This is a genomic window from Streptomyces sp. NPDC054956, from assembly GCF_053609185.1.
The window spans coordinates 1-10,362 of record NZ_JBSGXB010000278.1 but is presented as its reverse complement, the minus strand read 5'-3'; the positions used below and the strand labels follow the sequence as shown (position 1 = coordinate 10,362).

Sequence of the window (10,362 nt, the reverse complement as noted above, 5' to 3'; positions counted from 1 at the left end):
GGTGGGGCCCGCCGTGCGCGGGCCGACCCGGACGAGTGGGCGGCCCGTCCCCCGAACGGGGCCGGGCCGCCCACTCGTCCGGGCCAGGGCGGAATTCTCCGCGCCCGGGGGAGGTTCGGATCATCACGAGACCCGGACACCCCTGACGCACGGGAGAGCTCATGAAGATCGGCATCATCGGCGCGGGCAACATCGGCGGCAACCTCACCCGCCGGCTCACCGCCCTGGGACACGAAGTGGCCGTCGCCAACTCGCGCGGACCCGAGACCCTGACCGCCCTCGCCGAGGAGACGGGCGCCACGCCGGTCACCGTCGCGCAGGCGGCGCGCGGGGCCGAGGTCGTGGTCGTGACCGTCCCCCTGAAGAACGTCCCCGACCTGCCCGCCGGGCTCTTCGACGGGGCGGCGCCCGGCTTCGCCGTCATCGACACCGGGAACTACTACCCGCAGCAGCGCGACGGCCGCATCGCCGGCATCGAGGACGAGGGGCTCACCGAGAGCCGCTGGACCGAGAGCCATCTCGGACACCCGGTCGTCAAGGCGTTCAACGGCACGTACGCCCAGGACATCCTGGAGCGGCCGCTCGCGGCGGGCCACCCCGACCGGCAGGCGCTGCCCGTCGCCGGTGACGACGAGGCCGCGAAGAAGACCGTACGGGCCCTCATCGACGAGCTCGGCTTCGACACCGTCGACGCCGGCGGCATCGACGAATCCTGGCGCCAGCAGCCCGGCACCCCCGTCTACGGGCTCCGGGCGGGCGTGGCGGCCGTGGTCACGGCGCTCGCCGAGGCCTCCCCGGAGCGCCAGGAGGATTTCCGGGGCTGACGCCCGCCCCTCGGGGCCCCTGGGGCGCCCCGAGGTATGACGGAAGTCTGACGAACTCCCGCGAACCCTGGCCGTGGGGCGCGGCCGGTGGTCGAATCGGCGCGTGAGCACAGAACAGGAACCGGCTCCCGAGGATCCGGCCGGCCCGGGCGGCCCCTTCGCCGACCCCGACGGCCGCGGTGCCCCCGTCGGCCGCCGGCTGGTCCTCTCCATGGTGGGGCTCGGCGCCCTCGGCATCGCCGCCGCGCCCCGCCTCCAGTCCGGTCTCGACGCGGTACTGGGCCGGGTCGCCGCGTCGGACCCGACCGGTCTGACCGGACTGGTGCCCGGCGGCGGAGGGTTCCGGTACTACTCCGTCGCCTCGTCGGTCCCCGAACGCGGACCGGCGGACTACCGGTTGACCGTCGACGGCCTGGTCGAGCGCCCGGGCTCGTACACCCTGGACGCGCTCCGGGGCATGCCGCAGACCCGCGTCGTGCGCGACGTCCAGTGCGTGACCGGCTGGCGGGTGCCCGGCACCCCCTTCGAAGGGGTCCCGCTCTCCCTGCTCCTGGACGCCGCCGGGGTCCGGCCCGAGGCCCGCGCGATCCGCTTCACCTGCTTCGACGGCACGTACACCGAGAGCCTGACGCTTCCGCAGGCCCGTCGCGACGACGTGATGGTCGCCCTGAGGATGCGGGACGAACCCCTCGGCCACGCGCACGGAGGCCCGGTCCGCCTCTACGTGGCCCCCATGTACTTCTACAAGTCGGCCAAATGGCTGTCGGGCATCACCCTCACCCAGGACGTACGCCCCGGCTACTGGGAGGAACTCGGCTACGACGTCGACGCCTGGGTCGGCAAGTCGAACGGACGCGACGATGCCCCCACGGTCTGAACGCCCCGCCCGCATCCGCCGGTTCACCGCCGCCGAACGCCGGATCCACCGGAGCACGGCCGCCCTGACGGGGCTGTGCCTCGTGACCGCCGGATGCCTCTACCTGCCGCCGCTGGCCGAACTCGTCGGCAGGCGCCGACTCGTGGTCACCGTCCACGCATGGTCCGGGCTGCTGATCCCGGCCCCCGTCCTGCTGGGGCTCGCCTCCCGGGCCTTCCGCGCGGACCTGCGCCGGCTGAACCGCTTCGGCCCGCACGACCGGACCTGGCTGCGCTCCGCGCTGCGCAGGGACCGGCGGCCGCAGGCGCGCCCGGCCGGCAAGTTCAACGCCGGGCAGAAGCTGTACGCGAGCTGGAGCGCCGGTGCGGCCCTGGTCATGCTCGGCACCGGCCTGCTGATGTGGTTCACCGGCCTGGCCCCGCTGCCCTGGCGGACCGGTGCGACGTTCGTCCATGACTGGCTGGCCGTGGCGCTGACCGTGGTCGTCGCCGGCCACATCGTGAAGGCGCTGGCGGACCCGGAGGCCCGGCGCGGCATGCGCACGGGCTCGGTGGACGCCGAGTGGGCGCGGCGCGAGCACCCGCTGTGGCTTCCGCCGCCCGTGGCGGACTTCGGCGAGCGGGGGGAGCGCGAGGGCCCGGTCAGTCCTGCGGGACCGCCGCGTCCAGGGCGGCGGTGAGCCGCCGCAGGCGGTCCTGCAGGTCCCTGATCTCCCCGAGCTCGAAGCCGGTCGCGACGGCGATGCGCCGGGGCACCTCGACGGCGCGGGCGCGCAGGGCGGTACCCGACTCGGTGAGCCGCGCGTGCACGGACCGCTCGTCCTCGGCGCTGCGCTCGCGGGAGATCAGTCCGGCTGCCTCCAGGCGCTTGAGCAGCGGGGAGAGCGTTCCCGAGTCGAGCCGCAGGTGCTGTCCGAGCTGTTTGACCGGCATCTCGCCGTGCTCCCAGAGCACGAGCATGACCAGGTACTGCGGGTAGGTGAGCCCGAGGTCCTTGAGGATCACGCGGTAGAGGCCCCCGAAGGCGCGGTTCGCCGCGCCGAGCGCGAAGCAGATCTGGCCGTCGAGGCGCAGGAAGTCCTGGTCGGCAAGGGTGGCGGGCGGCTGCTCGGTCATGGGAACCAGTGTACGCGGGGGCCTCGCGACGGCAACTGAATTGTGCACAACTTAATTGTGTGCAATATTGATGGGGCGAGGCCGCCGACCGACGGCCCCGCCTCCGCCCCGTGAGAGGAACCCCCGAGATGGACGCGATCTACACCGCTGTCGCCACCGCCAACGGCCGCGAAGGCCGCGCCGTCAGCTCCGACGGTCAGATCGACCTCGCGCTGGCCATGCCGCAGGCCCTCGGCGGGAACGGTCTGGGCACCAACCCCGAGCAGCTCTTCGCCGCCGGTTACGCCGCCTGCTTCGCCAGCGCCCTCGGCCTGGTCGGCCGGCAGGCCAAGGTCGACACCAGTGAGGTCTCGGTCACCTCGGAGGTCTCCATCGGCAAGGACGGCGCGGGCTTCGGCCTGGCCGTGGTCCTGCGCGTGGAGCTCCCCGACGCCCTGGCGGGCGAGACCGGCGCCCTGCTGGTCAAGCAGGCGCACGAGGTCTGCCCGTACTCCCGTGCCACCCGCGGCAACATCCCCGTCGAGCTCGTCGTCGAGTAGTCCCCGCGGGTTCCCGCGCCGCCGGAGCGGCCGCCCTCACCGTCAGCCCGCCGTGCCCGACGCACGCGCGGAGCGGGCACCGAGCGCGGCCGCTCCGGCGTCGGTCAGGTTGCCGTGCAGGCGCAGCCGCGCGAGACCGCCGTCGGGGTGGACGTCGAGCCGGGCGTGGGTCGCGAGCACCGGTGACGGCAGCGGCAGCCGGTGCGGGCTGTCGGGCTGCAGGCGCGTGCGCGGCAGGACCTGCCGCCAGTCGCCGTCCTCGCCGTCCTTGACGGACAGCGACACCCAACCCGCCGCGTTCCCCTTGAGGTTGGCCGTGTCCACCTCCACCGCGCGGATCTCGCACTGTCCGGCGAGCCGGTACGCGATCCAGTCATTGCCCTTGTCGCGCCGCCGGCGCGTCTCCCAGCCGTCGTCCTGCTTCTGCGAGAGCCCCGGCAGGATCGTGTTCCCGGGCGAGGAGTAGAAGCCGTCCGAGGCGTCCTCCACGGCCCCGCCGTTGACGACACACGCCATGTCCACCGTGCCGAGCAGGGCCAGCCACGCGGGATCCGGCAGCACCTCGCCGTGCACCCGCAGCCGTGCGATGCCGCCGTCGGGGTGCTGGTTGATCCGCAGGTGCGTCCAGCGGCGCCCGGAGCCGACCGCGATCCCGTTCGCGGCGTGGCCGCGCACCGGCGTGCGCGGCACGATCTCCTCCCAGGCGCCCGGCTCCGCGAGGAGTTCGGCCGCCGAGGGCGTCCCCTCGAAGGCCGCCGCCCACACGCTCACCTGCTGCGGATGGTTGCCGCGGAAGTGCGCGGTGTCGATGAGGATCCCGCGGATCACGCCGGGGGCGCCGAGCCGTACGAGCGCCCAGTCGTGGTCGGTGTCGGCCGGAAACGGATCGTCCGCGCCCGCCCCGCGCCGCCGGCGGGTCTCCCAGCCGTCCATGACCTTGCCCTTGTTGCCGTAGTGGTGGACGTCGAAGACGGCCGGCGTGCGGAGCAGGAGGTTCTCCCGCTCCGCGAAGAACTCGTCGTTGGCGGCGACGACCGCCGCCCCGAGCCGGCGGTCGGCGAGATCGGTGAGGTGGGAGAAGGGGAAGACCGCTCCCCGGTAGTCGGCGTACGGGTCGCCCGAGACGTAGGGGGCGGCGCCGAGATCGGTGGTCGTGTGCTGCACGGTCGAGGCCTTCTTTCCTTGTGGGCAAGGGAGTTGGGGGCTGGGGGGTGTGCCTCGACTCTCGCCCGTACCGAGTGCCCGGGTCCATCGAATGTTTTCGATCATTCCTTTCGGCGGAGCTGAAAGGTACAGGTCGCCGACCCGGGCGAGAGAAGCTCCCCATCTGCCAGGTGAGACGGTCGGTTCACGCCGTAGATGCATGGCAAAAGGGCTGTTACAGTCCGCATGCGCGACTCTGGATGAGGGAGAAGATTTAATGCCAAAGACCGTTCTGCGGCCTGCCGTCGCAGGGAAGTCACTGGTCATCGGCGCCCTCCTGGCCCTTTTGGTGCCGGGATCGGCCTACGCCAACACCGTCGGCGTGACGGTGAAGACTCCGGGGGCGACCTCCGGACCCGCATCGGCCTTCTCCGAGATCTCCACCCACGCGGACTGCTCCGGCGGCCTCATTTCCGGCGGCGGGATCAACCAGGCCATCGGTACCGGTTCGTCCTCGAACGGCAACAAGGTGAACGGCACTTCGCCCAGCCCCGACGGCAGCACCGAGTACATCGGCTCGACCGGCGTCGTCGGCACCGACGTGACGCACTGGCTCGGCATCGGCGGCAGCGGGGGAGCGGTGAACGCCTCGTTCTCCAGCACTCCTTACGCGATGTGCTTCACCAGCAACCTGATCAACCACACCCAGGTGGTGATGAACAAGATCTCCGGCCCCACCTCGGCCTCCACGGTGGGTCTCGTCACCGCCACCTGCCCGGCGAACACCCGCCTCCTCGGCGGCGGCGCCCGCATCACGCCCGCGGACGTCGGCAGCCTCAAGCCGATCGCCTCGTTCCCCACGTTCAACAACGCCGGGCACGACTACGGCCAGAAGGCGGCCGCCGACGGCGAGACGAACCCCGACTCCTGGACCGCGGTCGGCTGGAACGGCGGTGGCGGCGGCACCGACAACGTGACGTACGCCTACGCGATCTGCAGCGGCAACAACATCGACATCAGCGGAACCACCGTCAAGGTCCGCTTCGCCGAGGTGAGCGGCCCGACCTCGGCCACTTCGGGCACGACCGTCACGGCCGGCTGCGGCGGCAACGACGGAAAGCTCGTCAGCGGAGGCGCGGCCATCAGCGGCGGCAGCGTCACCACCACCGACTTCACCGGCCCCGGTTCGCCCGGCGACCACCTCAACGGCAGCTATCCCAGCAACTCCGGCGGCACCCCGGTTTCGGACGGGACCACCACGGCCTCCTCCTGGACGGCCTCCACCCACACCGGCGGCGGCAGCTCGCCCAGCACCTACTCCGAAGCGTGGGCGCTGTGCGCCGACGACGGCGTCCGAGATGCCCCGTGACCACCGCTGAGAACACCACGACGAGCACTACGACGAGCACCACGAAGAAGACCAGGAACATGACCCGATTCAGAACGCCCGCCTCGCGGACGGCGCTCGTCCTCGGTGCGGCCGGCCTCCTCGCCGCCCTGGTGGCGCCGCTCACCGCGTCCGCCGACCCCGCGGAAACGGCCGGACCCTGCGGCCCGGCGGCCGTCTTCACCGCATCCCCGCCCGCCTGTACGTACGACAGCGCCGGCACCGACGTGTTCACCGTGCCCGCCGGGGTGAGCGCCCTCACCGTCGACCTGTACGGAGCCGAAGGCGGCAGCGCGGCCGGCTTCGTCTCCCCGAACCCGCCGAACGAGGGCGCCCCCGGCGGCCTCGGCGGCCACACCCGCGCGACCCTGGCCGTCACCCCCGGCCAGGCCGTCCAGATCACCCGGGGCGCCGTCGGCAGCTCCGGCACCTCCCGGCACGGCGAGTACGCCCGGCCCGGCGGCTTCGGCCACGGCACCGGCGGCGGCGGTGCCCACGGAGGCGGCGGCTCCGGCGGCGGCGCCACCGACCTGCGCACCGGCGCCTTCGGCCCGGCCGACCGGATCCTGGTGGCCGGTGGCGGGGGAGGCGCCGGCAACGGCGGCCCCCTGCTGCGCGGCGGCAACGGCGGCGGCCCCGCCGGTGAGAACGGCGGCCAGGGCGGCGGCCCCGAGGGCTCCGGCGCCGGCGGCACCGGCGGTACCCAGACCGCGCACGGCACCGGCACCCGTACCAACCCGGTCGGCGGACCGGGCGGCAACGGGAGCGACATCGACCAGTACACCGGCCAACCCAACCCGGGCAGCGGCGGCACCGGAGGCAACGGCGGCCGCGGAGGCAACGGTGGCGGCGGCGGTGGCGGCGGCTGGAAGGGCGGTGGCGGCGGCTCCGGCGGCGGCAACCCCGGCAACCTGTACGGCGCGGGCGGTGGCGGCGGCAGCGGCCACGCGGCCGAGGCCGCGGCCGGCGTCTCCGAAGCCGCCCTGGTGGCGGGCGTCCGGCACGGCAACGGCAAGGCCGTGCTCTCGTTCCGCTACGGGACGTCCACCACGCTCACCGCGGACACCACCACACCGCTGTTCGGGCACTCCGTCGCCCTGACCGCGACCGTGGACTCCGCGAACCCGGCCGCCGGCACCCCGGCGGGCAGCGTCACCTTCACGGACGGGACCACCCCGCTCGCGACCGTGCCGCTCGACGCCGGACGAGCCCGCTTCACCACGAGCGCCCTGCGTCCCGGCACCCATCGGATCAGCGCCTCGTACACCCCGGACGCCGACCACACGGGCAGCGTCACGGACCAACCGGCCGACATCACCGTCGGGTTCAGCCGACCCTGCATCACGACGGCGTCCCGGGGGCCGCTGACCGTGGGCGCCGGGCAGTCGGTCTGCATCGCCTCCGGCGGCAGCCAGAGCGGCCCGGTCACCGTCCGGCCCGGCGGCGCGCTGTCCGTGTCGAACGGGCAGATCACCGGCCCGGTGTCCGCCGACGGGGCGCTCGCCGTCTCCGTCTGCGGATCGACGGTCACCGGCCCCCTCTCCGTCCGCGGCACCGGCGGATCCGTGCTCATCGGCTCGGATCCGGCCGCCGGCCCGGGGGCGGCGGACTGCCAGGGCAACGCCCTCACCGGTCCGGTCTCGCTGGAGGCCAACACCGGAGGCGTCGAGTTCTCGGCCGACCGGGTCGTCGGCCCGCTGCGCTGCGAGGCCAACGAACCGGCGCCGCACGTCAGCGGCACCACCGTCACCGGACCCCGGTCCGGCCAGTGCGGGTGACGGCCGCAGCACCGTAGGGCCGCGCCACCTGTAGTACTGCGGCGCCCCGCAGCGCTCGCACCACCCGTGGAACGGTCGGGCGGGGAGGCATTCACGATGCCTCCCCGCCCTTCCCGCGTCAGAACGTACGGCCCAGCAGCGCGAACAGCGCCGCCCAGTGGCGCTCGTCGCCGGCCGCGTCGTACGAGGACGTGTCGGCCAGGGTGTAGCCGTGCGGGGCGCCCTCGTACACCTCGGCACCGTGGCGGACGCCGGCTTCGGTGAGGGCCTTCTCCAGCCGGTCGATCTGCTCGGCGGGCAGCGACGGGTCCCGGTCCGCGTGGCCGAAGTACAGCTCCGCCGTCACCCGGTCCGCGAGCAGGTGCGGGCTGTCCGCCGCCCCGGTGGCCAGGAACCCGCCGTGGAAACCGGCCGCGGCCGCCACCCGCTGGGGGTACGTGCCCGCCGTGAGCAGGGCCAGCCGGGCGCCCAGGCAGTAACCCGTGATCGCCACCGGGCCCCCGGCCGCGCCGGGGAACCCCGCGAACCAGTCCAGGTACCCCTCGGCGTCGCGCATCGCGAGCTCGGGCGTCAGCGAGTCGAGGACCGGACCCACCCGGTCGAAGAGCTCCGGCTGCCGCTCGAAGTCGACGAACTCGGGGAGTTCGAAGACCGGCGTACGCCCGTGCCGGTAGAAGAGGTTGGGCAGCAGCACGACGTATCCGGCCGCGGCGATCCGGTCCGCCATCGACTTGATGTGGGGGCGGACCCCCAGCGCGTTCATGTACAGCAGGACCCCCGGATACGTGCCGTCGCCGTCGGGCCGGGCCAGATAGGCGTCGGCGGTGCCGTCCCGCGTGACGATCTCCACGGATGTCCGGACTACCTCGCGTGCGGTCGTCATGGCCGTCCCCCTTCTCGTATGGCGAAGGCCCGCAGACTACCGTGATCGCCGGGGCGTCCCAGAGTGTCCGGAAACCGCCCTCTCCCTGTTCCGGCCGCTGATCTACCGTGGTCCGATGCCAGTTGTGGACATCAGTGCCAGCGCCGAGGACTTCAACGCCGACCCGTACCCCTACTACGCGAGACTGCGCCAGGCGGGGCCCGTCCACCAAGTCATCGTCACGGCCGGCGAGTACGAGCCGAGCTGGCTCGTCGTCGGCCACGAAGAGGCGCGCCAGGCACTCAACCACCCCGCCCTGTCCAAGGACTGGCGCAGTTCGGGCCATTTCCCGGACGCCCTCGCCACCGCGGTGAACGCCAACATGCTGGAATCCGACCCGCCGCACCACACCCGGCTGCGCAAGCTGGTCGCACGGGAGTTCACCGCCCGCCGCATGGAGGGCATGCGGGCCCGCGTCCAGCAGATCACCGACGAGCTGCTCGACGCGATGGCTGCCCGGCCGGAGCGCACCGGCGACCTGATCAACGCCCTCGCGTTCCCGCTTCCGATGACCGTGATCTGCGAACTGCTCGGCGTTCCCGATCTGGACCGCGCACGCTTCCGCTACTGGTCCAACGCGGTCGTCGCCCCCATCCCCGGCGCCCCGGACAACACCGCCCACCAGCAACTCGGGGCCTACCTCGGCGAACTCATCGAGGCCAAGGCCAAGGAGCCCGGCGAGGACCTGCTGAGCGCTCTGATCCGGACCCGCGACGAGGAAGGCGATTCGCTCTCCTCCGACGAAGTGATCGGAATGGCCTTCCTGTTGCTGATCGCGGGCCACGAGACCACCGTCAACCTCATCTCCAACGGCGTACGGGCCCTGCTCGCCCACCCCGATCAACTGGCGGCGCTCCGCGCAGACTTCGACGGACTCCTCGACGGGGCGGTCGAGGAGATGCTCCGCTACGACGGCCCGGTGCAGCACTCCACCTACCGCTACGCCCGCGAGGCCCTGGAGCTGGGCGGCACCACCATCCCGGCCGGGGCGACCGTCCTCGTCTCCCTGGCCGGCGCCGACCGCGACCCCGCGCGCTTCCCGCAGCCCGACACCTTCGACATCCGCCGCGCCCCGCAGGGCCACCTGGCCTTCGGCCACGGCCTCCACTTCTGCATCGGCGCCCCGCTGGCCCGCATGGAGGGCCGCATCGCGGTCCGCTCCCTGCTCGAACGCTTCCCGGACCTCGCCGAGGACCCGGAGGCGGGCCCGCCGATCTGGCTGACGGGAAGCCTGATGCGCGGAGTGAGCCGCCTCCCGCTGCGCTGGTAGCGCGGCGGGCGAAGGCTCCGGCCCGGGTCAAGCGGCCGCCGTGAAAGCCCCGTCGGTGAGGAGCGGAACGATCCCGCAGGCGTCCAGCTCGGTCGCGACGGCCACGTCGCCCGCGAAGCCGCCGTCCGCGAGCTCCCGGCCCGAGGCGCAGCCGGTGACCGCGGCGACCACGTCCGGCGTCGCCTCGAAGCAGTCGGCCGCGACGGAGGCCTCGGGGGACAGCGGGCCCCCACCGAGCCCGCGCAGCGCCGAGAGCACCGCTCCGGCGCCGAGCAGGTCCTCCAGCGCGGGACGCAGGCTGCCGTCGGGCCAGCGCTCGCCGGAGGCGATGACCGCGACCGGGCGGTCGAGCGTCCCGTAGCCGTGCCGGTGGAGCCAACGGGCCACCGCCGCCGCGTTGCGCAGGCAGCCCGCGACCACCGTCGACCCGCCGGCCGCCGCGGCGATCGAGGAGCCGTTGGGGGAGGGAAGGACCAGGCGCGGGACGAAGGGCGCCTCCCTCAGCGC

Annotated in this window: 11 protein-coding genes; 7 read left to right on the top strand and 4 right to left on the bottom strand. The window is 73.6% G+C overall.

The genetic code is table 11. From position 1 onward, the window contains the following. Positions 1 to 161: 161 nt before the first annotated feature. The 3 genes from ACWGDE_RS30865 to ACWGDE_RS30855 all read left to right on the top strand — a co-directional run bounded on the left by ACWGDE_RS30865 (position 162) and on the right by ACWGDE_RS30855 (position 2,380). Complete coding sequence (locus ACWGDE_RS30865; RefSeq protein WP_453392323.1) at positions 162 to 824, top strand: NADPH-dependent F420 reductase; 663 nt, start codon at positions 162 to 164, stop codon at positions 822 to 824. A 103-nt stretch (positions 825 to 927) separates the two neighbouring features. Next, the gene (locus ACWGDE_RS30860) at positions 928 to 1,701 is read left to right on the top strand and encodes a molybdopterin-dependent oxidoreductase (protein ID WP_453392322.1); all 774 of its coding nucleotides are present in this window, start codon (positions 928 to 930) and stop codon (positions 1,699 to 1,701) included. Further along, positions 1,685 to 2,380, top strand: coding sequence for a cytochrome b/b6 domain-containing protein (locus ACWGDE_RS30855; protein WP_453392321.1), 696 nt, complete (start codon positions 1,685 to 1,687; stop codon positions 2,378 to 2,380). Before ACWGDE_RS30860 ends, ACWGDE_RS30855 begins: the two co-directional genes overlap by 17 nt. Here ACWGDE_RS30855 and ACWGDE_RS30850 read toward each other — a convergent pair. After that, positions 2,343 to 2,816: a MarR family winged helix-turn-helix transcriptional regulator gene (locus ACWGDE_RS30850; protein WP_453392320.1), complete on the bottom strand. Its 474-nt coding sequence runs from the start codon at positions 2,814 to 2,816 to the stop codon at positions 2,343 to 2,345. The two genes, ACWGDE_RS30855 and ACWGDE_RS30850, sit on opposite strands and share 38 nt — an antisense overlap. Before the next feature lie 128 nt (positions 2,817 to 2,944). Between ACWGDE_RS30850 and ACWGDE_RS30845 the strand changes: the two genes are divergently transcribed. After that, positions 2,945 to 3,355 carry an organic hydroperoxide resistance protein gene (locus tag ACWGDE_RS30845; RefSeq protein ID WP_453392319.1) on the top strand — a complete coding sequence of 137 codons (411 nt, stop codon included), beginning with the start codon at positions 2,945 to 2,947 and terminating at the stop codon, positions 3,353 to 3,355. A gap of 42 nt (positions 3,356 to 3,397) precedes the next feature. Here the strand turns inward: ACWGDE_RS30845 and alc are convergent, their stop codons facing one another. After that, positions 3,398 to 4,519, bottom strand: a complete 1,122-nt coding sequence (gene alc, locus ACWGDE_RS30840; protein WP_453392318.1) for an allantoicase — start codon at positions 4,517 to 4,519, stop codon at positions 3,398 to 3,400. 256 nt (positions 4,520 to 4,775) lie between these two features. Here alc and ACWGDE_RS30835 point away from each other — a divergent pair, with 256 nt between their 5' ends. Then, complete coding sequence (locus ACWGDE_RS30835) at positions 4,776 to 5,867, top strand: hypothetical protein (protein ID WP_453392317.1); 1,092 nt, start codon at positions 4,776 to 4,778, stop codon at positions 5,865 to 5,867. 59 nt (positions 5,868 to 5,926) lie between these two features. After that, a complete protein-coding gene (locus ACWGDE_RS30830) occupies positions 5,927 to 7,663 on the top strand; it encodes an Ig-like domain-containing protein (protein WP_453392316.1) in 1,737 nt (578 codons plus the stop codon). A gap of 118 nt (positions 7,664 to 7,781) precedes the next feature. Here the strand turns inward: ACWGDE_RS30830 and ACWGDE_RS30825 are convergent, their stop codons facing one another. Next, positions 7,782 to 8,546 carry a dienelactone hydrolase family protein gene (locus ACWGDE_RS30825; RefSeq protein WP_453392315.1) on the bottom strand — a complete coding sequence of 255 codons (765 nt, stop codon included), beginning with the start codon at positions 8,544 to 8,546 and terminating at the stop codon, positions 7,782 to 7,784. A 115-nt stretch (positions 8,547 to 8,661) separates the two neighbouring features. On the opposite strand from ACWGDE_RS30825, the gene ACWGDE_RS30820 reads away from it, so the two are divergent. Next, on the top strand, positions 8,662 to 9,855 hold the full coding sequence (locus ACWGDE_RS30820; protein ID WP_453392314.1) for a cytochrome P450 family protein: 1,194 nt from the start codon (positions 8,662 to 8,664) through the stop codon (positions 9,853 to 9,855). Between the two features lie 27 nt (positions 9,856 to 9,882). Here ACWGDE_RS30820 and ACWGDE_RS30815 read toward each other — a convergent pair. Beyond that, on the bottom strand, positions 9,883 to 10,362 hold a 480-nt coding region (locus ACWGDE_RS30815), incomplete at its 5' end, for a 2-phosphosulfolactate phosphatase (protein WP_453392313.1).